The organism is Cupriavidus sp. C2SS-8b (assembly GCF_057073745.1).
Window position 1 is genome coordinate 45,826 of record NZ_CP172719.1, and the last position, 22,224, is coordinate 68,049.

The following is a 22,224-nucleotide window of genomic DNA, read 5'->3' on the forward strand; positions in this document are numbered from 1 at the left end:
CACGATGTCGATGCAATCGATGCAGGAAGCCGACGCTACCGGTAATAGCTGGGAGGCCTCCACAGCAGGGATGCCAGAACCGGACGCGTCGTTGGCTGCGAACTTCGCAACGCGCCGGTTCGCCGATATCGTGTTCTCCGTCAAGCGTCAGGTGTGGCGCAAGAATGACGAGCACATGGAAGCCGCCGATGCGGAATACAAGGCCAAGCGCGAGGCTCGCCTCGCCAAGGGTCAGTTCCAATGCGTCTTCTGTGGCTTTCGGTCGAAGCACACCGAGATCCATCACCGCAACGACAACCATGCCGACAATCGGGATGAGAACCTCGTCATTGCGGATCCGCTGTGTCATGGTACCCAACACATCGGTCAAGTTGGCAGCAAGCGGCATGGGATCTTCATCCACATCGAGTCTCTTCCGCAGTCCGAACTGAACCATCTGCAGCGCACGATTGCAGTGGTGCTGGAAACCGGTACCGATTCTGAAAAGGCTGAGGCAAGCGCACTGCTTCAGCACCTCGCGAGCCGCGGTGAGTTGGTGGCCCGCGAGTGGGGCAGTGCGAATCCATCGGACTTCGCGAACGCACTGTTGCGTCTGGATAGTGGAGGCTTCGAGAAGCGCCAAAGTGCCTTTGCTGGACTGGGACTTCTTTACCGTCCTGTCCGCTTCCTCGAGTATGTCGGACGGTGGGCGGAGGAACTCTACAGAACACTCCCGACGAACACCTGGCAGCGAATCTATGAGCGCGCAGTCGGCACCCGCTAGCGGCGCATGCGATCAGGAGCAGGCAACCGATTCGAAAGTAATCATTCCCGACGTCGGAGTCATGCTCTATGACAATCCCAACGAATGCACGTCGGGCCACGCCTCCGTGAACGGAACGCCCGCGACCTATGTACGCCAGCACGCGGATCTCGCGAACAACGTCATCTGGATCACCAACGGCGCTTTCTCTCAGTACATCAGCCAAGGTCACCGGAACGTACACAACCTCCGCGCACCTGGCTTTTTCAGAACCCAGATCCCACAAATCGGCGCGGATCTCGGACTTGACATGAGCGGAGCGAATGCATCGACAGTTGCACCGGTCCTGTCACTTATCGCTTCACGAACGTTCAGGCTCGCGGCGCAGTCCTACGAGTGGAAGCCCAACGAGCTTGCGAACGCCGATACGCTCCATGAGAACATCAAGTCTCGGTTCCCGCGAGACGCATCGCTGAATAACCCGGCGCTGGAACGCGCACTGCAAGCCGCGTTTCAGACCGATTCGGCACTATCCCGTGCCGACTTCATCCCGAACTCCGTGTTCTTGACGCTTCGGATGAATCGCCTCGCTCACGCGCGCAAGGTTTTGGCCTGCCCAGTTCCGGATGATGCGTGGGAGTATGTGCCTGGTGTCCGGCTTCCTGCTACCCAGAAAGAACGTCTCGCATTCTGCGTCAGCCACGAGACCCCCATTCTTGCGGAAGTCGAGATTGACATGGCACGAGCAGACTCGCAGTACGCGGCGCTGGCGGCCTTTGGGCAGAAAGCCACTTCCCGAATGGCATTGCGGGAGTGGGTCTCACACCCAGAGCTTGTCTGGCTATCTCGCTTCGCCCCGCTCGACATCAAATCCGTCTTCCGTTCACATCACTACAAGGCCCTTCCGGAGAAGGCGCAAATGCCCGCAGCGCTTACGGACCCACTGCTGGAATTGTCTTACTCGGCAGGCCTACTCGCAGAGAACCATTGGATGTCGCTCGCGAGCGACGAATACAACAAGCTGACAAAGCGCAAGAACCTGACTTCGCGGGCCGTCTGGTTGCGTGCGGCTGACCGGGCTCTCTGCTTCACCCTTGCGAAGAAGGCTCTCGACAAAGGATTCACCGTCACCGGGTACGGCACAGGCGCTATCCGGGTCAGAGTCCAACGGAGCGAGTTACTGCAGACATTGGAGTTCGCCATCGAGAACAAACTCGTAGCGCCAAACTTCAGCAAAATCATTCAGGAAGACGATGTCTATGCAGCCGCCTGACGACGTACTCGATTTGTCGGACCTCGTGGAGGTGCTTTGTGCCGCGGCGGTGCGGTCCGGCGACATTCTCGAACTGGACAAACTCGCAGACATGCCACCGGCACAGCGCGTTGTTCACGCAACGCAGGTCCTAAGCCGGTCCGCAGGTATCGATCCGTGGATCGCGAAAGTTCTCAATCAAACACAGGCCGCGCCCATCATGCGCGCGGAATTCATACAGCGAAGGAACCATCAGCAATGACATTCGCAAAGGGAATTGCCGACAACGTCGAGTCGATCATCGCCTGGCTGTCCAGCTTCGCGCTTGGCGCGGATCTGCCGTCGTATTGTCAGCTTGAAAGTGCCATTGGACTGGACGAGGACGATCCGAGGACGAAAGCCGCCCGCGCCAAGGATCCCGAGAAGGTCAAGCCGTACATCCTGCTCACGCGGGAATGCTCCATGCTCACGGCCTTCGAATTGACGGGGAGCATGGATATCGTTGGCGAAGCGGAGTTCGATTCCATCACGGCCAAGGTGCACACTGCGCTCGCGGCATACTTCCAACGCCCCGGTCATACCATCGAGATCTCATTCGAGCGGGACCCGACGCGCATTCGGGCGTTGATCGACAAGATGATGGAGGCGTCATACCAGACCGCAGAGCGACTCGGTCTGGGCGAGCTTCGCGACGTGCTAGATGCGCGTTGCGACCGAATGGCCGCGCTTTGTTCCCATGAGTCGTGCCTGATGCTTGTCTACACGCATCTGTCATCGATGTCCGGTGACGAGGTCAAGCGCGAAATGGGCGATCACCGCCAGCGTATGAAGGAGCACAACCTCAAGGCAACACAACACGGCCAGGCAGTGACGGCACTGGTGCGCGGCCTGTTGCATACGCACGAGACCTTGATCGAGGCTATCGAAGAAGACCTCCGCGATGCAAAACTCCACATCGAACGTTTGTCCACGCACCAGGCTGCGAGGGCGATTCGTTCCACATACGACCGACGCGGTACCGACCTGAGTTGGAAGCCCGCCTTACCTGGCGACAAATACTGGACCCGGTCTGCCGCGAGGAAGAATGACGCATCCGACTTGATGCTCCCGAAACTCTCGACGCAGATGGTTCCAACCAAACACACCGTCGAAGGCGACTTTGTGGTCATCGACGGTCAATACCACGGCTACTGCTTCATGGAGCTTGGTCCGCAAGACCCCAAGGACTTCATGACGCTGTTCCGTCGCATGGGCGACCAGATCCCGTGGCGGGTGAAGTTTTCCATCGAGCCTGGTGGGCTGGACTCGATGCGTCTCAAGCAGACCGTCGTGTCAATCATCGGCTTCCTCGGACAAGGCAACGCGGCAATCAAGCGCTCCTTCGACGCTATCGAGGAAGCGCAGAAGAATGGCGAGCACATCGTCACCGTGAAGATCTGCGCTGCCACATGGGCGGATAGCAAGGCGGAGTGCCAGCGTCGAGTTTCCTCAATCTCCAAGGCTCTGCAGGGCTGGGGGATTACGCAAGTGACCACCGATGCGGGCGATCCGGTTGCCGGACTGGTATCGACCGTGCCAGGATTCAGCGAGAGAAACCTCGCCCCCAGAATGATTCCCCCATTGATGGAGATCATCAGGATGCTCCCGTGGCAGCGGCCAGCGTCGCCCTGGTTCGACGGCGGGTCCATCCCACTCCGGACCCTGGACGGCAAGCTGTATCCATACCAGCCGACTTCCTCCAAGCAGACGGCATGGATCGACTTGATCTGGGCAACGATGGGCTCCGGAAAGTCTGTGTGGCTCAATACCCTGAACTTCGGGTCGATTCTCGCTCCAGGCCTGCGCCGCCTCCCTCTGATTACGATCATTGACGTTGGCCCTAGCTCGGCAGGCTTGATCGATCTGCTGCAGAGTGCGCTGCCGGAGGGGCGCAAACACGAGGCAATCTATGTCCGCCTGCGGAATACGGAGGCCTTCGCAATCAACCCTTTCGACACGCAACTTGGATGTCGCTTCCCGACTGCATTCGACCGGGAATTCATTGTCTCCCTGCTGAGCATGCTTGCAACGCCGGTAGGAAAGGTAGAGCCGTACGATGGGGCAGGGGATATCGCGAGCATGATGGTCGATGAGGCTTACAAGCTGTACTCGACTCCTGGATCGATGAAGCGATACGATCAGTTGATCGACGCCGCAGTCGACGAATCGCTTGCAAAGATCGGGTACGTCGCGGACGAGTACACCACATGGTGGGACGTCACGGACGCCTTGATGGCCGCTGACATGCCACGTGAGGCACGCCTGGCACAGCGATTCGCAGTACCGGTGCTGTCGGATCTGATCGAAGTCGTTCGTAACGAGACCATTCGCGCGGTCTTCGAGCCGAGCGCGGATTCAAAGGCTCGCGTCGATAGCGGGATGACGCTGATCGACAAGATGGTTCAGGTCCTCACAACCGCGTTGAAGGACTACAAAATTATTTCGAGCCATACGCGCTACGAGATCAACGAGAACTCGCGAATAGTCGCGCTCGACCTTGACGAGGTTGCCCGTGCTGCCGGCGAGGAAGGGGAGCGCCGCGCCGGCATCATGTACATGTTTGCTCGCCAGATTGCAGCGCGGCAATACTACCTGTCGAAGGAGATTCTGGATCTCTGCCCGCCGCAGTATCGAGCGTATCACCAGACTCGGATCGATGATGTGTTCGAGGACATGAAGGGGCTATGCGTCGATGAGCTGCACCGCACCGGGGGAAAGAAGGCCTTCCGCAAGTTGCTTTCGCTCGACCGTCGCGAGGGCCGCAAATGGAATATCCGCGTTTCGCTTGCTTCCCAGTACATGACCGACTTCGATACGGACGGGGAGTCGATCACCGAGTCTGCGTTTTCTGTCTACATCATGAATGCCGGCACGACGGAATCCCAGCGCAAGGCGCAAGATCTGTTCGGTCTCTCGGACTCTGCTATCGAGCGCCTGAACAAGGATGTGCGCGGTCCCGGCAAGTTCCTTGTATGGCACCAGATCAAAACTGGTGTCATCACGCAGGTCCTGCACAACGCGCCAGGCCCGATTGAATTGTGGGCCTTCTCTACGACCGCTGAGGATGTGGGCCTTCGCCGTCGCCTGGTAGAGCACATGCGACCAGCGCTGGCGCGGAAGATCCTTGCAGAAGAGTTTCCTGCAGGCACCGCTGCCCCGTACCTGGAACAGCGGAAGAAGGAACTCAGCGCGGATGACGACGAAGGTGCCATCTCCATCGTTGCAAGGGAACTGATCAAGAAGTATTCCACCACGATTGAAAAAGAGAGGCTGGCAGCATGACGGAGCAAAGAAAATCAGTGATGCGCAAGATCGGTGGAGTCATCAATCCGCTGGCGCCTCTGGTATCGATGAAGCGTACTGTCGAGAGCGGCTGGAATACGATCAAGGATATCGACGCTGAGTTGAAGGAGCGCCGGAAGAATCCGAAGATCCGGACCTTCAAAGAGGCACTGGCAGCCCGTCCGCGAGGCGCCATTCCTCTGGGCCAGATTGAACGATCTTGCCTCTACAACCGTCGTGCTGCGCTCGCGTTTGCCTTCCTTGCGTTGGTCTACTCGCTCTCAAGCATCGTGGCAGGCAGCATGTTCGGTGTCTTGATTGGTCTGCTCTTCACCGTGCTGTGCGCGCTCACCGCGGTGAAGTATGCGCATCGTTCTTGGCAGATTGTCCGCGGAAAAGCACGCCCCTCCGAGCCTCTGGGAAGTGTGCGCGACTTCTGTCGCAGCAAGGGCGCTCTGTGGTTCACCTTGAACCCTCGTCTTTTCGATTGACGAATATGTATCGTTACTTTTATACGGATCGAGGTGCTACATGCGTGCACTAATGTTGCGATACCCTCTGCAGGGTCTTTTCGCTGGGGCGCTAACACTATCTGCGGCTGCTGCATGGGCACAGACTACCAGTGTCGGCGAGATCCAGAGCGCGGCGAATCGTTCAGGCGACAAGTCGATGGCGTTGCTCGAGATGGTCTACGGCAACGTTATTCACAACCCGCTTGCAGCCTCGGGGGGGGCGGGTTCGGGCATGCTGCCCAACATCTTCATGGTCATCACCTCGTGCATTCTCGCGGTGGCGTTGATCTGGGCAATCTATCATTTCGGCTCCAGCCTGATTGCGACCGGCCAGGACGGCGAGTTCCTTGGTCAGAAGAAATCCTCGCCATGGTTCGTGATCCGCATGTGCATCGGCTTCTGCTCGCTGGTGCCAGTCTTTGGCGGATACTGCGGCGCGCAGATCGTCATGCTCTGGGGCACGATGATGGGAGTCGGGATCGCGAATCTCACGCAGGATGCAACCATTGCCGTCGTCAAGAGTGGGGGATCCATGGTGAGCACACCACCGTCACCCACAGCCTCGACACTCGCCCGTACCCTGTTTGAGGCGAACCTCTGCGCGGAGGCCGTCAATACGGCAATCGACAACATGCCCGCTGAGGCTGGTGTTACTGCCGATGCGTCGGAACGCTTTACCCCATCGGTGGTCGGCAAGCAGGTCACGATCACGAGCGGGCACGGCCAGTCATGCGGCGGGGCTTCCCTGGCATTGCCTGAACCACCCTCGATGGTTGCTGGCGCCGAGGCTGGCCTGGGCGCATACGCTCTGGATACGTCCACGCTGTACGATCCGATGCTCGCGGCGCATCAGAGTGGATTGAACTCGCTGCAGGTCACCGTGAGCACTTTGGCGAAGCAGTATGTGGCGGCAGTGAATGCCGGCACAACTCCGCCAGACGTTTCGAGCGCCTTGAACAGCGCTGCCCAATCCTACGAGAACGGCATCAAGAGTGCCGTGGCCGGTTCGCGCGGTTCGATTGAGGGGCTATCCAGCAAGATCGAACAAAACCTCAAGCGCGATGGCTGGATCATGACAGGCGCTTGGTACCAGACGTTCGCGCAAGCCAATGCGCAAACGTCCGCGCTCACCAACGCTACAGCATCGGCAGTTTCCGGCACTGACGCTGACAACCTGGCGTACCCACAGCTCTACCGCAAGGTCCTCGCTGCCTATCAGCAGCAAACGCGCCTCGATGCGGCCACGCGCAACACCGGGGGAGCTACCGTGGCTACCTTGCAGACTGGATCTACGGACGCCAAAGGCCTACTTGCCAAGATCTTTGGCGGACAGGAGTGGGTGAAGGCCGCTATCAATCTGAATTCCAACAATGGAGTCGGCGGCACTACCAATCCCATGATCGGGATGAAGAACCTGGGGGACTCAATCCTGATGGGCGGTTGGGGCGCGCTTGGCGCATATACGACCATCAAGGCCGTTGAGGGAGCTAGCGAGTCAAACGCCGGGAAGATTGCGAGCGTAGCGGCGGACGTTGCAACGCTGGGGGTCGCTGGAGCAATCAAGGCAGCACTGAAGGGCGTCCTGGAGGGTCTGGCACCGTTCATCGTGATCGCGGTCCTCTCGCTATTCTTCTTTGGCGCGATGCTCTCAATCTATATCCCGATGGTGCCGTTCATTGTGTGGTTTGGTGGGGTGACATCGTGGTTCGCAGTCGTCGGTGAAGCATTGATTGCGTCGCCGCTCTGGGGGTTCACGCACTTGGACGGCGAAGGTGAAGGGGTAGGCCAGCGATCCACGCACGGCTACATCTTTCTCCTGAACGTTCTGTTCCGACCTGCATTCATGATGGTAGGCTTCGCGCTGGGAGGCGCGGGCGTCATTGTCCTCGGAACGTTGCTCAACACGATGTTCGGCGTTGCCATGGCAAACGCTCAATTCGATTCGACAACCGGCCTGGTAAGCATCATCGGTTTCATCGCGGTCTACCTCTCGCTCTGCTTGAGCACGATCCACGGGTGCTTCAACCTGATTCACATCGTTCCCGATCAGGTGTTCGCGTGGATTGGAGGTCAGATGTCGAGCAGCCTCGGTCGCGATACCGATGACCGATCCAAGCAAGTCTTTGTTGGCGGCTTGAGCAGCGGCAAGGACGCCGCACGGACGGCTACAGCGAGCCTGGGACAGCGTGGGCCTGCAGCCCCGTCAGGGCCGAGGCCGCCGAAACCTACCGGCCCGTCTTCGGGTGGAAGGCCGACGGCCTAACGAAAAATGCCCGCTTACGCGGGCATTTTTTCATATCCGACTGTACCCGTTTCTGCGCGCCTACGATGCGGCACGGCCGTTCAACGCTGCGTCGTACGCCACATCAACGATTGCTTGGCGATTCTGCTGAACAGTCAGGTAGTGACGCGGGTCGACCTTGGTCAGTTCAGCGATGGCCACGTCCTTCAGCTTGCGCATTGCGGCCAGCGCCGCCTCAGATTCGCGAAGGCGCTCTTCCAGTTGGTGCGCATATCGTGCCCAGTCGTTCGCGTTGGCAGCGTTCGCCTGCGCGATCCTTGCGTTTTTCTGGGCTTGGCCGAGAAAGATCGCATCCATTGCCATCGCATTTCTCCTGAATCTTGATCCTGAATTCAAATATACGGATCGGCTTGCCCTAGCGCAAGCGCAAAATCGGGGCCTTGGGGCGAGTTTAGGCTGAGGTATAGCCGCACCCCTCAACGACAAGATAGAACGCTCATAGACGCGTTATGCCGCTGCGGAGGAGCCACTATTCTCTGCCTCCACGTCTCAGCCGCCTCCTTTAGCAGCACGGCACCACGCCAGGCTGGCTGCTGACTCAGATTTCGGACTCTATCTCTACCTGGTAGCTGGACCCTCCAGATCTGTGGGCAGCCGCCGACCTGTGGGCAAGGGCAGGGCAACCCGAAGGGTTGTCCTGTGCTTGTCCACGGGAACCGCGCAGCGGTTAGGCGGGAACCCGCGTCAGCGGGCTGTCCATAGATCTGGAGGGTGAGTCCATCGTCTCAGGCTTTTCCACACTGAGAGCGAGATCAATTACAGGTAGAGATATAGGTATACTACTTGTTAACTTACAGGTACTACTTGGGGAACCCGCAAAGCCTTATGGGGCGAGGGATTGCGGGTAGGTCGTGCGACCAGATAACCCAGAAAGCGCGACCAAATAACTCAGGTGCGCGACCAAATAACTCAGGGCGCGCGACCAAAAAACCCCAACATGCGCGACCAAATAACCCTGGATAACTCTAGTTATCCACAGGGGTTATCCACAGTATCCCGAATGTGCGTGATACCCCCTATAAGTAGGGGGTGCGACCAAATAACCTCCCTGCTGAGAGGGCGCGACTAGATAACCTCAGCAGGATCGGATCGACGGGATAGCGCGACCAAATAACCCCAGCGGAAATTCAGCATCCCAGAAGCCACCAGGTCGGCGCGACCAAATAACCCCTCACCACAATCGACTTGGACAGGCTGGGGGTGATGGTGTGTGGGGACGGGGGGGGGCGCGACGGGTGTGAGTCAACCACTTGAGGTTTAGAGCGCGATGGGCGAACCAGATTTTGGGTATCCGCATTTCCCGGTTGATTGCCTCCATCTCATGCTGCAAGGCAAGAGTCATGCAGTCGGAAGCGTGACTGCATGGCGGGATTGACCGCCCTAGATCGACGCGAGTGCGTCAGCGGTCCTTCCCGTCACGTTGCCGCCACCATCGAATACCCGTAGGTCGCGATTGGGCCGTTTTGAGAGGCTCCCAGGCCTGCCCGGTCACACGGCCCGCATTGCTTCGCACATTGCGAAATCAGCCACGAAATGTGGCTACCCCTAATTAGCTAGCGTTTCGTGGTCGACACGACAGACGGGATGGCACGGTCGCCTCTAACACGAAAGGGTCGTATTCGGCACAACGTGGATTCTGACGGTGACGGCGAACCTCAGTGGAGTAGACGGATCTGGCCCGTGCCCGGCGCGACCAAATAACCCCACACCTACGTGCAAGGCTGCAGTACCGACGGACGAGGTCGGTGCCAGAAAAAAAGGAGGAGGGGGGAAAGCTATTTTGATGAGCTGAGAAGGAGTTCCGACTGGCGGGGTGGGACTGCAGGGGGGGATGGCGCGATCATCAGGCCGTTGTCAGTGGGCGACACTTTCAGGCCAGGGTACACGCGCATCACGGAGACCAGCGCTTCTTTGAACGCTTCCTTGAAGTCCCGAAGTCGCCCATATGTTGATCCGAACTGGTTGAACAACTGCTGCCAGGTGGGGAAGGCGGGCCGCGTCAGATTGAACGTGCGATAGGCGAGCCACTGGTAGATATCCAGTTCGAGCGGAGACTGCTGGAGAGACAGAACGGCTCGCATGTCCAATGGAATGCAGTGAGTCGTGATCTCGTTGAAGAAGTTCTCGGTCAGGATGATCTCAGATTCGAACAGAGATCCTTGGCCGGAGGCACGTTCATCAGGGTCGAAGAACAGCGTGTACTTGTCGGCGAAGTTGAGGAAATCAGTCGATTTCAACTTCGATGTATCGCTGATGGCGCCGGAGACGAAGGCGGCGCGGCTCTGAAGGAGCCGGTCCGCTTGCTCAATGAGGCGTTTGCCCGCACCGTTCTTGCCGCGGCTACGGTCGATGTTCAGCTTCCTGCAGAACTCCGAGAAGCTACCACCAGTGTGGACCTTCCTGCTGCCAGTACGGATAGCCTCAGCAGTGAGCCACATGACAAACAAGCGGGGGTAGGTGCCGAAGGGGATTCCGTTGATGCCACCCTGCACCCAGAGCGTGAAATTGCCGTTGCGCCGGATCCAGGCACCATTTACCAGTTGTTCGGGCTTGGGGTTGCGATAGGGAAGCGAAGCCGACACGAGGCACTTTGCACCAAATCCGACTTCATCGAGATTGGGCTCCCGCGCAGCTATGTCAACAGAAGCGTCGATGATCTTGACGCTGTTCGTCGTGCCCCGCGGTCTGCCACCTCGGTTGCCCTGCTTCAAGGGCGCGTCCATGTCGCTCATATTCTCCATATTCCGTATCGCTACAGTCATACGTAATGGTGAGATCTTAGAATTGCTGGTGTGATATGTCAAATTCTTGGAGCGGAGCGCGCGGATTTGCGGGGCCGGAATCTATGACAGAACTGGAGTGCGCTCGGCCCGCGGCGAGCAGGGGCAGAGGGGAGGGGGTGAATCCGCTGTTGTTCCATGGAGACACTGGTGGGCCGCTTAGCGGCCACACCAGCGCACTAGCGCGGCACGAACTTCTTTCGGGGTTCCACCGCGTCGCGCGGATCTACGGCGAGCGGTTGACCTCCCGGTCGTTCCGACACGACCTGCTCGGTCGCGAGTTCGGACCATTCGGCCAGGTGGCCGATGAGGCCGAGGCCCGCGAGCGCAGCCATGTGGTTGAGCCCCTCTGCCGAACCCTCCTTCTTTTCAGGCTCTTCCGTCTTTGTCGGCTTCTTCGATTCCGATCCAGTCGATTGCTCCATCTTTTGCCCCTCAGTCAACTTTCAAAAGTTTGCCGCATTCCGTATCATAGTGATGATACGCAAACGTGCGAGCATGCTAACACAATGATTTCTGGACTCGGAGAACCGCGCGAGGACTTGATCGACCTCTTGAATTCTGAGGTCGGGCGGATGGTCGCACGACAAATCGATGCTGGCCGCGCCGACCTGGGCAGTGCGTTAGTGGGCCAAGTTGCCTCTCGAATGCTGGCAGTGGTGCAAGGCTTGGCACGCGAGCAGTTGGAGGCGTGTCATGTGGAATTGAACAGGTTCTTCCGATACATACCCTTTGAGCTTGCAATCCCGGTGGTTATCGAGATCGAGCGTAAGTGGCCCCACCACATCGAGACCATCCCGGAAGCAAACCGTCGCCTTGACCGAATCCGGAAGGGAGGAGAGTACGCCGTCATCTTCTCGTCGGCCAAGATGCGGAACCTGCTTTCCTGCATTGAAGAGATTGAGGCGAGTCAATGAACCCCGTACGCCTCATCACTAGCCTGCGAAAGGCTGCTATCGCAATCTCGCTTGCGCTCCCTATCGCGCAGCACGCTATCGCGCAGGACGTGGAGGCTTGCTACGCGGAAACCGAGATTGCCTACTCGGTACCACGCTGCATCCTGCGGGCTGTACATGACAAGGAAAGCTCTGGCTCCCTGCGCAAGGGCATAGTCAATCGGAACCGCGATGGTTCGCGTGACTATGGAGCTATGCAGCACAACGATTTCTGGGTGCGCTACTTCAGCCGCAACTTTGGCATTACTGCCGACCAGCTCGCCGATAACGCTTGCCTATCCATCCGCGGGGCCGGCTACGTGCTGCGCTACGAGATCAACCGGGCAGGTGACTTCTGGAAGGGTGTTGGCCGCTACCACAGCCCTGATCCTGTCGTTGGCTACAACTACGCAGTATCCATCGCACAGCGAGCGGAGAGATTCGGATGTCAGATCAGCAGGTAAGAAACCAGCGGAGCAGTGTCCCGCTGATACTCGGATGTGCAATCGTGATGGCATTCGTCTTCTGGCTTGGCTGGAAAACTCGCCATGAGCAGATTGCCCAGCGCCTTCTCATCTGGAAGGGGTACGAGATCTACCCATGGGCCATGCTGCTCGACTATGCCAAAGAACGGCAGGGGGAACTGATCACCTACTTCAAGTACGCGCGTGTCGTTCAGTTGCCGGAGATCATCAAGCTCGGAACCATTGTGGGCTACTTCTGGTGCTTCATTCCGGTGTCTCTTGCAGCCTGGTGGGCGCACAAGGCCATGAAGAATCCAACGCTGAAGGCCAAGAATGTCTACACGATCCAGCGCTTGCTGGAGGTACAAAGCCAGAATTTCTCTGCCGTTGCACCGATCCTGCACCGAGACCTCGGTGGGGAGAATCCGCCAGAGTGGGCATCCTCTGTGCACCCGGAAGAGTGGGTGGCCGAGCATGGCCTCATCGTCGGCGGCGAGTTGGATCTTGGGCGAACGCGGGAGCTGCTGGTTGCGCAACTCGGAAAGCCACTGGAAAAGTTCAGTCAGTTGAGTCCAGCTCAGCGCGCATTGTTTGCGATCTTTGGATTGCGGGCGTTCTTCAAAGATGCGGAGGCCTCGCGGAAACTCATTGATGCGCTCAATTACAGCGCGAGCAATCCCCGCTCAAGGCCAGATTTCACGCTTGCAGATGCAGCGTTCAAGCGCTGTGTTGGGAGTCAGCAGGCCAAGACGTGGCTGCAGAAGCATCGGTACACCCGCACGCTGCTGATGGGGTTGCTGATCGCCGCGCGTGAGTCGGGGATTCTCGCATCCGCAGAGTTCATCTGGCTCAAGCCATATGACCGCGCGCTCTGGTACCCCTTGAATACCGCGGGACGCAAGGCTCCGTTCATGGAGTCCGCGGGGGTCTTCAACCACATGCAGGCAGAGGAGGTGGCCTGGGAGAACGGCTGCGTTCTTGTCGCCCCTCACGTGGAAGACGCTATCAAAGGACTCGTCAAGTACCTAGATGACACGGGCGTCATCGCAGCATCGACAGACAACCACGAATTCTCTCTTCTCAGAAGGCAATAGGAATCCAACATGAAGATCTCATTTGAGCGAGCCGAAAAGGACATCGTGCAGATGGAGCACGATGGAGCGGTGCTCTGTGCATTTATGAAGACGGGGCATATTCGGGCGCTCTCCCGGTTGCGCTTCTCGACTGACAGCCAGGCCTCACTGAATGCAATCAGTGTGAGCCAGGCGAGCGCGCCGGAAGCAGGAGAGAGCACTCCAAGCGCTCCCTATGCATTGGTTTTCGTAACCGAGGACGGCGAGGGGGAGCGCGTTCGGATTGTGGAGCGCTTTGAGACCGAAGGGGAGGCCGAGCACGCTGCGAAGACGATCCGTTGCGTCGTCAGGCGTCAGGCCCTGTGGCGTCGCTTGCGCTCGACGGTGCGCGCACTCGGATGGTACGTAGCATTCCCCTTGCTGGTTCTCAGTCTGTATGGGCCGGTTGTCACCGCATTGAACGGCAAGGGCTCGCCGGAGCTTTCCGCGGCAATCCTCTCGGAGGTTACGCGAGTCGCCAATAGCCAGACGGCTCCACAACCCCCGACGCAGCAGTTTCCGTTGCTGCCAACACATTTCAGCCAGCAATTGGTGATTGAGGGAACCGCGCCCGTTCGACTTCTGCCCGACTCGGCGGAGGCACAAAAGCTGGAGCCTCTTGTGGTGTTCTCCGACCCAAAGTGTCCCGCGTGCCGTGCGGCGGAGCCTGCTCTCGAGTCCCTATCCAAAGAGCGTCCCGTATTCATTGTGCCCTTGGCCTACAAGGACGGTTCGGAGGTCCTTGCTGCGCAGATCCTATGTAGCAAGGATCAGGCTGAGACTGCCGCTGGGTGGCGCAACGCGCTGGCGGATGGGACGACGCCGACGCATGGATGGTGTGACCGTGGCCGCGCCGCAGTGAAGAGCAACATGGGTGTTGCAGAGATGATCGGCGTCAGTAAGACCCCGACGTTGATGGCACCTGATGGCCGTCTGATGGAGGGTGGCGGCACCGTCGAGCAGATGAGGACCTTCATCGCTGGTGGCGGGAAGTGAGTTCTTGGGGCGATGACTCTCAACTAATTCGGCAGACAAAGAGTGAGTAACCAGTACAGCGTAAGCCCGCGGAGAGAACTCAAGCAGGGTGATATCACGCTTGACCCCCGGACCCTGACCCAGCGGTTCGGGGATTGGCTCAAGCATCCGCCCAACTATGCCAAATTCCAGATTGGCGCGGCGGTCTGCGCTGTTGTGCTGGCATTCCTCTGGCTCCCTATCACCATTCTGATGGTGGGTGTTCGCGTATGGTTCTCGTGGCAACGATTCGAGTTGCCAATGCGCATGCCGAAGCATCTTGGCGGCATCGATCCGACGCTCGAAACGGCCAAGCCAAACGAAGACGGAACGACGGAGAAGATTGTCAGGCAGAGCGCCGACGGCATTCTCTACCTCGGCAACCAGCGCTCGAAGGATCGTGCAGAGCATCTCAAGGAACTCTGGGTAACCAATTCCGATGCCCGGACTCACATGCTCCTGATGGGGACCACCGGGTCGGGCAAGACAGTTACGCTACTGTCGATCTGCTTCAATGCGCTCGCCTGGGGTTCCGGCTTCTTCTATTCGGACGGAAAGGCCGACTCCAGTCTTCACGCCGCGGTGTGGTCCCTGTGTCGCCGCGTTGGCCGGGAAGATGACTACCTCGTCCTGAACTTTATGACGGGCGGGGCGGATCCGTATAAGCGTAAGAAGACGACGGAGAAGAGTTCAAACGGGATGAATCCCTACTACGAGGGTGGTCCCGATTTTCTATCTCAGTTGTCATCATCGATGTTGCCAAAGGCGAGCGGCGACGGTGCTCAGTGGCAACAGAAGGCCGTCAACATGATGGATGCCGTACTGCGGACGCTGTGTTATGAGCGCGCGGTCGGCAACATCACGCTGTCCATTGGTGTGATTCGGGAATACCTCGCGCTTCCCAATCTGGTCAAGCTGTATCTAAAAGGAAAAAAAGGGGAGATTCCGGAGTATGCGTTCCTGCCCATCAAGGCGTACCTAGAAACGGGGTTGCCAGGCTTCCGGGCGGATCTCGCCGACAAGCCGGATAAGTGGGACCAGGGCGTCTACGATCAGCACGGCTACCTCACGGGTCAGTACGCACGCACGTTGTCTATGCTGATGGACACCTACGGATACATCTTCAAGGACAAGTATTCGGAAGTGGACATGATGGACGTGCTGCTGAATCGGCGCGTCCTCGTTGTCATGATTCCGACCCTGGAGAAATCCGCGCAGGAAGCAGCGAATCTCGGCAAGCTCGTGGTCTCGTCCATCCGCCTGATGATGGCGATGAACCTCGGGCACCGGCTGGAAGGCACCTACGCCGAGATCATCGACACGAAGGCGACAAACTCCCCGGCTCCGTACATCATCACCATGGATGAGCTGGGGTACTACTTCGCGGAAGGCATCGCGTTGATGTTCGCCCAGGCGCGGAGTCTCGGCTTCATGATGATTGCGGCCGGTCAGGATGTGGCTGCGATGGCGAAGGGCGAGAACAAGGAGGAAGTCGACTCCATGATCGCCAACACGAAGATCAAGTACACCCTAGCTCTGGAGGACCCGGATAAGACACTTGATATCTTCAAGAAGGTTGCTGGTGAGTCGATCACTGTGGAGACAGGTTCCTTTGAGGGCAACGTCAGCAACTTCATGCCCACAAATTACAACCGGGCGCTTACTGGCTCGATTCAACGACGGGACCGAATCGAACTTCAGGAACTGAAGGCACTAAAGGAGATGGAAGGGATCTTGATCTTCAAGGATCAGGTCACTCGCGCACGCAGTTTTACGTGGTTCCATTCCATCAAGAAGACGAAGCTGCCATTCCGAATCAATCGGTTCCTGCAGGTCGACCGACCATCGTTTAACGACTTGCAGGATAAGGTCAAACCGTTCAATGAGACCGACCGGCGATTCACGACGATTCGCGAGATCGAAAAGCGCGTCCGGGAAGGGCGCGCTCGTATTTACCTTCGAACGGAAGATCCGATACTCAACGCTGTTCTGACTACCTGGCAGTCGATTGAGTCCAACAATCCAAACGAGGCCCCGGTCAATCGCGGTATTGCGTACTACGTGGCCGCGGTCGCGGCAATGAAGTCTGCGCAGGCTGACGGCGAGGGCCGGTTCTGGCACGGCATCGAGGTCGATCCGGAGACGCTCGACGGGCCGCCCCCGGATGTGGACCACTCATACGATGGCGTCGATTTTGCTGCGGAGTCTCCGGCAGTTCCAGTTGCGGATAAGCCAATCGATGCGAATGAGCGTTCGCAGGCGTATCACAACCCGCCGCTTGAGGAAAAGGTTCACAACTCATTTGCCGAGCTGGTCCGCGAGTTCGCGGAAGCGCCTCGCCCTGTCTCCACGCTCTCGAAGCTGGACGAAAAGGCAGCGACGGCTATTCCGGAAGACTACGACACGCTTCCTTCCGCGCAAACGGGCACGCTTGCGCCCAAGCAGACGTCGCCAGTATCGAGTCTCCCCATAGCCGATGATCAGGCCGACGGCGGCTTGAACGTTTGGCTGAGCCAATACACGGAGCAGGCCAGTGCCAGCGCGCAAGAGCGAGCGGAATCCACCTCGGCGCGACTGGCCGTTGAGGACCGCGTGGTGCCTGACCAGCGCGATCTGGTGGAGGCGCAGGAGGTGGTTCCTTCGGTCAATGAAGCTCCTACGTCGGAAATCGTGATTGGCTTTACTCAGCAAACAGCAGAAACACTTCTCAAGATCGAGGCTGCTCTGGGAAGTGAAAGCCCCGAGCAATCGGTGCAAGAGACTGAGAAGGAGATCTCGACCCAACTCAAATGGAACCAGCCGGTAGATAGCATGAGCGAAAGCGATATCGACAGCATGTTCGCCAGCATGCAGGCGAGTATTGAGAAATCAGCGAGCAAGGCGCGGTGATGCTCCGACGTGACTTCCTGAAAGCGATGTCCCTTGCCACGGCGATTGCGCCATGCGTGGGTGTACGGCAGGTTTTCGCGCAAGAGATAGCTATACCCAGCGTCTTGTGGCTACGCAGAGGACGCAACGAGGCAAGAGTGGACTACGCGACGGAGCAGGGGTATCGCTACGTGACCTACCTTCTCCGCGATGTTCAGGCCAAGTTTGAGGGCACGCCGCATCCACGTCTCCTGCAGCTACTGGCGTGGCAGCAGGCCTGGCTCGCCGCCTACGGCTATGTCATGCCGTTTCAGATCCATTCTGGCTGCCGAACAAAGTCGACCAACTCCCGCGAGGGGGGAAAACAGAACTCCCAGCATCTCCCGGATGATGCAGGCGTTTTTCGCGCCGTGGACTTCAGCACAAAGGAGATCTCAGCGGAATACCTGGGTCGCCTCGCCTTCTTGGCACAACAAGGAGGCGTTGGCTTTTACAACGCCGACGACTTTGTTCACAACGACGTCGGGGGAATCCGCACTTGGCGGGGGAGGGCTGGGAATAAGTGATAAGAGCCTAATACGCAACATATGACATCGATCATGTATCCATATTCAGACAATAGTCTGCGAAATGTGATCTAAATCGAAAAAAGTGGCATAAACACCACGAGTCTGTCGCTTTGACTCCGTCATATAGGTGAGTTCAAGGCGCTATTCCTACCCGTATAATCTTAGCGATACAGAATCGCGCTGGAGTAAGTGATATGACCTCAAGCGTTGCAGCACAAGGCGAAAACCCGGCCCTGGCGCGTGCCAATGTGTTACCGTTGCGCCCTGATGTGGCTAACGTGAACGACGGTAAGCTGGTTGTAAGCAAAAATGCACTTCGCGATCGTGTTGCCGGTTCCCCTGTCAAGGATACGGCGGCAGAGGAGTTGTCGTTGATGCACTTGATCCAGCAGATTAAAGCACTGCTGGCAAGAATTGCGCGCTTCTTTGGCTTTGGGCGAACTGCTGCGGGCAGCGAGGCCGGCGAGCATGGTCCCGCTGATGCCGCGCAAGCTGCAGCATCGATTGCGCGTGGAGCGCCTCGCGAATCGGAAGGCCCGGACCTGCAGGAAACGGACGACAGCATTACGTTGCAGGGTGTTCCGCCTGGCGTGCTTGACCGGGTCGCGTCGACTGTGAATGGGCTGGTTGATTCGTCGGTGGGAGAGCATCTACCGCGGTCGCTGAAAGCTGCACTGGCGACCCCCGAGCTTGCCCAATCGGCGGCACCTCTGCGCGTACTACTGCAGAACAATTGCGAGGAAACGCGACAGGTAGAGCAATTGCTTGGTGAACTGCGCGGGAATTTGAACTCGCAGTTGGCCCCCTATGCTGAGCGGTTCGAACTGTCCGAAGACGAGGCGTACGCGTTGTTTGTCAGTGATGTTCGTGCCGGAGGTCGAGCCATTTCGGCCATTGCAGACCCCAATGGGGAGCTAAACCGATTTGTGAGTGAGCTGGACCGCCTGGAAGGCTTGCTGGCAAGCCTGGCGAAAGCGCGAGGGCAGATCTGTGCTACCGCGTTGAACGCAGGGGTGTATGACAAGAATGAACTTGCCACCTTGCTTGAGAAGTACGAAGTCGGAAGTGGCTTCCTGACTGGCATGGAGTTGGCCCCATCGTCCGACAAGGAAACAGCAGAAAATGTCGTGTCGTTGTCTACGTATCGTACCCGCGACACGTTCAAGGGAACCTCACCGGAAACTCTTGATGCAGCGTTGGAGAAGCTCGTGAAGGCGGGGCACCTGGGCGAGGTGGATCGCAAGCGAGTGGAGGAGGCCGCAGTCGAGCATGCGGTGGTGGTAGAACCTGAACCGATGGAATTCGAAATGGAAATGAGCGGTGATGACCTCTCATCCTTCGGGATGTCGAGCGCGAATCGCCCGAAACCGACGCCATAGAGCAATGACGAAAGCAGATCAGAGATCCCAACCGCTACTGAACAATGAGATTGAGAAGTGGCGGCTCAAACATGGACTGACGGTAAGCGCGGCGTGCGAGCAGCTAGGGCTGCAGCGCGCCAAGTTTACCGAGATGCGGTCCCGCCCAAAGGATCCAATCGAAGACAAGGCAGTCTGTCAGCTCCTCTGTCTTTACGAAGCGCACCCGGAAGTCATGCCGAGCATGCGTGCTCTCGACATTCGCAGCTTCATGGAGGAACTGGGTTTCGATCCGGAGAATCCCTCCGACAAAAAGGAATTCGCCTTGATTGTAGGCCGCGAGCCCGCTGCGGTGTATCGATGGCTTGCAGGCGAAGGGAACTACAGCAAGCCCGTAGAGCGGCTAATGGAGGCCTACAGCCGGCTCAACGCAACGGGCAAGCGGAAGAGATCCTTGCTAAAGGACTTCGCGCTGGAGATTGCGGATCGCTTGGGGATACCAGACCCGTTCAAACGGGCGACCTGGCGTAAGAACGACTAAGTGCTATTTCGGGAGATGGCATGATTACAAAAAAGGGGCCGGGGATTGACGTCGCTGTGGTGCTCTTCTTTAAGCCCAAGGAGATCCCTGCCGAGATTCGAATTCGTGAGTTCACGATGCCACTTGCGAACAAGATCCCAGGATTCATAACCGGCCTGTCGGGGCAGCAAGGCCTGCTTGGCATGATGCACGCTCGCAAGTACGCCGACGAGAAGCGCCTGGAAATGATTGTGGTGGATCTCTTTGTTGAATTGGATCTACCTCTCTATCCGAAGGTCCTCAAGCCTGAGGACTTGCCCGGTGTCGATCTGCTGAACCTGAACCGAAGCAGCAAGGACGTAATCGAGTGGATTGGTGAAAAGTGGAAGAAGTGGATCTCAGCCGATAGCTCGAGCGGGACCGCTCCAGGATACGATTTCACGAAGGTGACAGACTTCGTAGCCCGCCGTCCGGAGTATCTGCCGCGCTTGCTTCGCGAGCCTGCATATAAGCATCTGCACCTTGTCACGCACCCAGTCATCACTGCATTCCATCCAACGCCACTGACGGCCACGTCACTGCCGTCGAACTATCCCAAGATCAAGAGCGCCGCGGCGCGCCTGCACCCGGACATTGAAGTCGTTCTGTGAGGCCGGGCCCCCGATTTGGGGGCTTGCCACAGCCTTTCGGTCGATTTCTTGACTCTCAGGCAAAGTCTTGCCATTATTCCTCCTGAAAACTACGTATCAATATAGCGATACGCAACTGGAGCAGCAATGAAGGAAGAGCTTGTGAAGGTGATTGCCGAGCAAACCGGCGCAGGCAAGCAGCGCGCTGGCGCGGCATTCGACGCTGTCATTGAGCGGATCCGGGCCGAAATTGTTGGCAAGGGCTACGCAAACCTCCCCAACCTTTGCTCGTTTTCTGTGGTGCAACGCGCGGCGCGCGTTGCAAGGAACCCCCGCACTGGGCAGGAAGTGAAAGTGGAGGCCAGCATGGCGGTGCGCATCAAGCCAATGAAGGCGCTCCGGGATGCGCTGCAGCGGGCTGTGAACGACAACGAATAAGGGAAACGAGGTCAGGACATGAACAGTGGAACGTCGGCGTCGCGCGCCGCAGAACAACAGGAGCGGTATGAGCTGACCGCAAAGGCAAAAACATGCATCTGGCTTGTAGCGCTGGCGCTGGCCGGACTGTTGGCATACCAGTGCCGACCGCTGCTTCGCTCCAACTTTGCGAGCCCTAGCCAGCCGGCACCGACCTTGGCCACTGCCAACCATCTCACTGAGAAGCAGCCGATACAGCCAGCCGTCCAGCCCACAGCCTCTCAGCCTGACCCCAAGCACGAAATCGCGGCCAAAGCGGAGCGCAGTGCGCAAATGAACAGCGCGCTGCAAGTCGCATGGAAGGCCGCATTCGATGAACAAGGTAAGCGCCTGGCCGACGCTGAAAAAGCGCTGCAGGACCTCGATGCACTCATCGCGGCGATCCCGAAGAATGTGCCCGCCAAGCCGAAGGAAGAAGCGGTGGCGGCGAGCCACATGGTGCGCAAGAACATTGAAGCCGCCAAGTCCATACGGATTGACGTGAGCGCGTTGCCAATCGAATTCGTTACCCCTGAAAAGAGCGGAATCAGCGCCTTTGGCAAAGGGTCCGTGAGCATTGGCGGTGAGGCCTTGCGCGTCGGGAGCAAGTTGCCGAGCGGCGAAGTATTGATCGCGGTGGACCCTGAATCGCGCACCGTTGTCACCGATAAACGCATTGTCACCGTGACAAACTGAGGCAGTCATCATGAGTCAGAATTTCATTACTCGTATCCTTGTCAGTACAGGCCTCGTACGAAAGAGCGCTCCACTGCAAATGAAATCGCTGCAGGAATCGCACGCCGTGCCACGCAAGCCAGCGCCAGCGTCACCTGGTGTGCGCAAGCCAACGGGGCCTTCCGGCACCGCGGTCGCTACAGTGGAGGGGCCGCAGAAGGTGTCCCTGCCTTTTGGTGATGGCGAGATCGTCCATACGATGATCCCCGAGAGCGCCACCATCGTTGGTAATGTTGAGATTTCCGACAGCGTTGTATTTCAAGGCATCGTCCGCGGCGATGTCCTTGTGCACGGCGACAACCAGGTAGTCCTCGGTCAGCGTGCAAGCATGCACGGATCGATTCACTCCAAGGCAGCTATCATCGCTGGCAACATTGAAGGCGATATCGAAGCAGAGCGCCTTGTACTGACCGAGACAGCCGTAGTGCGCGGCAATATCACCTACGGCACCCTTAGCATGGCCGAGGGTGCTGCGGTCTACGGTTGCCTAAATCGCAAGATTCCGAACGTCGTGAACGACGACGCAGCGGGCGCAGAGATCGCGATTGACCTGGGGCCGAACGCACGGATTGAGGCCACAGCGCCTCGTTCAGATGCAGCACCTGCCGCGTCCGCGCAAGTTCAACCGCTCCGCGCAGCGTGAACACCATGCTTG

At 58.2% G+C, this 22,224-nt stretch carries 21 protein-coding genes; 18 read left to right on the plus strand and 3 right to left on the minus strand.

The genetic code is table 11. From position 1 onward, the window contains the following. Window positions 1-4: 4 nt before the first annotated feature. The 6 genes from ACIGJB_RS32895 (at window position 5) to ACIGJB_RS32920 (ending at window position 8,090) form a co-directional block, all read left to right on the plus strand. A complete protein-coding gene (locus ACIGJB_RS32895) occupies window positions 5-763 on the plus strand; it encodes an HNH endonuclease signature motif containing protein (RefSeq protein ID WP_483735296.1) in 759 nt (252 codons plus the stop codon). Further along, on the plus strand, window positions 738-2,015 hold the full coding sequence (locus ACIGJB_RS32900) for a hypothetical protein (protein WP_483735297.1): 1,278 nt from the start codon (window positions 738-740) through the stop codon (window positions 2,013-2,015). The genes ACIGJB_RS32895 and ACIGJB_RS32900 overlap by 26 nt, the downstream gene beginning before the upstream one ends. Beyond that, on the plus strand, window positions 2,002-2,256 hold the full coding sequence (locus ACIGJB_RS32905) for a hypothetical protein (protein WP_483735298.1): 255 nt from the start codon (window positions 2,002-2,004) through the stop codon (window positions 2,254-2,256). The genes ACIGJB_RS32900 and ACIGJB_RS32905 overlap by 14 nt, the downstream gene beginning before the upstream one ends. Next, complete coding sequence (locus ACIGJB_RS32910) at window positions 2,253-5,315, plus strand: hypothetical protein (RefSeq protein ID WP_483735299.1); 3,063 nt, start codon at window positions 2,253-2,255, stop codon at window positions 5,313-5,315. Before ACIGJB_RS32905 ends, ACIGJB_RS32910 begins: the two co-directional genes overlap by 4 nt. A gap of 20 nt (window positions 5,316-5,335) precedes the next feature. Then, a complete protein-coding gene (locus ACIGJB_RS32915) occupies window positions 5,336-5,806 on the plus strand; it encodes a hypothetical protein (protein ID WP_483735300.1) in 471 nt (156 codons plus the stop codon). Window positions 5,807-5,984: 178 nt separating this feature from the next. Then, window positions 5,985-8,090, plus strand: a complete 2,106-nt coding sequence (locus ACIGJB_RS32920; protein ID WP_483735301.1) for a DotA/TraY family protein — start codon at window positions 5,985-5,987, stop codon at window positions 8,088-8,090. A 60-nt stretch (window positions 8,091-8,150) separates the two neighbouring features. Here ACIGJB_RS32920 and ACIGJB_RS32925 read toward each other — a convergent pair whose 3' ends face one another. From ACIGJB_RS32925 to ACIGJB_RS32935, 3 genes are all read right to left on the minus strand, one after another. Further along, window positions 8,151-8,432 carry a hypothetical protein gene (locus ACIGJB_RS32925; protein WP_483735302.1) on the minus strand — a complete coding sequence of 94 codons (282 nt, stop codon included), beginning with the start codon at window positions 8,430-8,432 and terminating at the stop codon, window positions 8,151-8,153. Between the two features lie 1,472 nt (window positions 8,433-9,904). Next, on the minus strand, window positions 9,905-10,861 hold the full coding sequence (locus ACIGJB_RS32930; protein ID WP_483735303.1) for a replication protein RepA: 957 nt from the start codon (window positions 10,859-10,861) through the stop codon (window positions 9,905-9,907). Between the two features lie 227 nt (window positions 10,862-11,088). Further along, window positions 11,089-11,334: a hypothetical protein gene (locus tag ACIGJB_RS32935; protein ID WP_483735304.1), complete on the minus strand. Its 246-nt coding sequence runs from the start codon at window positions 11,332-11,334 to the stop codon at window positions 11,089-11,091. A 117-nt stretch (window positions 11,335-11,451) separates the two neighbouring features. Between ACIGJB_RS32935 and ACIGJB_RS32940 the strand changes: the two genes are divergently transcribed. From ACIGJB_RS32940 to ACIGJB_RS32995, 12 genes are all read left to right on the plus strand, one after another. Beyond that, window positions 11,452-11,826 carry a hypothetical protein gene (locus tag ACIGJB_RS32940; protein WP_483735305.1) on the plus strand — a complete coding sequence of 125 codons (375 nt, stop codon included), beginning with the start codon at window positions 11,452-11,454 and terminating at the stop codon, window positions 11,824-11,826. Further along, window positions 11,823-12,308 carry a lytic transglycosylase domain-containing protein gene (locus ACIGJB_RS32945; RefSeq protein ID WP_483735306.1) on the plus strand — a complete coding sequence of 162 codons (486 nt, stop codon included), beginning with the start codon at window positions 11,823-11,825 and terminating at the stop codon, window positions 12,306-12,308. The genes ACIGJB_RS32940 and ACIGJB_RS32945 overlap by 4 nt, the downstream gene beginning before the upstream one ends. Continuing rightward, window positions 12,290-13,402, plus strand: coding sequence for a secretion/conjugation apparatus DotM-related subunit (locus ACIGJB_RS32950; RefSeq protein WP_483735307.1), 1,113 nt, complete (start codon window positions 12,290-12,292; stop codon window positions 13,400-13,402). The genes ACIGJB_RS32945 and ACIGJB_RS32950 overlap by 19 nt, the downstream gene beginning before the upstream one ends. Before the next feature lie 9 nt (window positions 13,403-13,411). Beyond that, on the plus strand, window positions 13,412-14,416 hold the full coding sequence (locus ACIGJB_RS32955) for a thioredoxin fold domain-containing protein (RefSeq protein ID WP_483735308.1): 1,005 nt from the start codon (window positions 13,412-13,414) through the stop codon (window positions 14,414-14,416). A gap of 42 nt (window positions 14,417-14,458) precedes the next feature. Next, window positions 14,459-17,323: a type IV secretory system conjugative DNA transfer family protein gene (locus tag ACIGJB_RS32960; RefSeq protein ID WP_483735309.1), complete on the plus strand. Its 2,865-nt coding sequence runs from the start codon at window positions 14,459-14,461 to the stop codon at window positions 17,321-17,323. Between the two features lie 137 nt (window positions 17,324-17,460). Beyond that, a complete protein-coding gene (locus ACIGJB_RS32965; protein ID WP_483735310.1) occupies window positions 17,461-17,868 on the plus strand; it encodes a YcbK family protein in 408 nt (135 codons plus the stop codon). Window positions 17,869-18,065: 197 nt separating this feature from the next. Beyond that, window positions 18,066-19,250: a hypothetical protein gene (locus ACIGJB_RS32970; protein ID WP_483735311.1), complete on the plus strand. Its 1,185-nt coding sequence runs from the start codon at window positions 18,066-18,068 to the stop codon at window positions 19,248-19,250. A gap of 4 nt (window positions 19,251-19,254) precedes the next feature. Next, entirely contained in the window at window positions 19,255-19,770 is a 516-nt protein-coding gene (locus ACIGJB_RS32975) for a hypothetical protein (RefSeq protein ID WP_483735312.1), read from the plus strand. 20 nt (window positions 19,771-19,790) lie between these two features. After that, complete coding sequence (locus ACIGJB_RS32980; RefSeq protein ID WP_483735313.1) at window positions 19,791-20,399, plus strand: hypothetical protein; 609 nt, start codon at window positions 19,791-19,793, stop codon at window positions 20,397-20,399. Between the two features lie 126 nt (window positions 20,400-20,525). Continuing rightward, a complete protein-coding gene (locus ACIGJB_RS32985) occupies window positions 20,526-20,816 on the plus strand; it encodes an HU family DNA-binding protein (protein ID WP_483735314.1) in 291 nt (96 codons plus the stop codon). Between the two features lie 18 nt (window positions 20,817-20,834). Then, window positions 20,835-21,530: a hypothetical protein gene (locus ACIGJB_RS32990; protein WP_483735315.1), complete on the plus strand. Its 696-nt coding sequence runs from the start codon at window positions 20,835-20,837 to the stop codon at window positions 21,528-21,530. Between the two features lie 10 nt (window positions 21,531-21,540). Continuing rightward, entirely contained in the window at window positions 21,541-22,212 is a 672-nt protein-coding gene (locus ACIGJB_RS32995) for a bactofilin family protein (RefSeq protein WP_483735316.1), read from the plus strand. Window positions 22,213-22,224 lie beyond the last annotated feature (12 nt).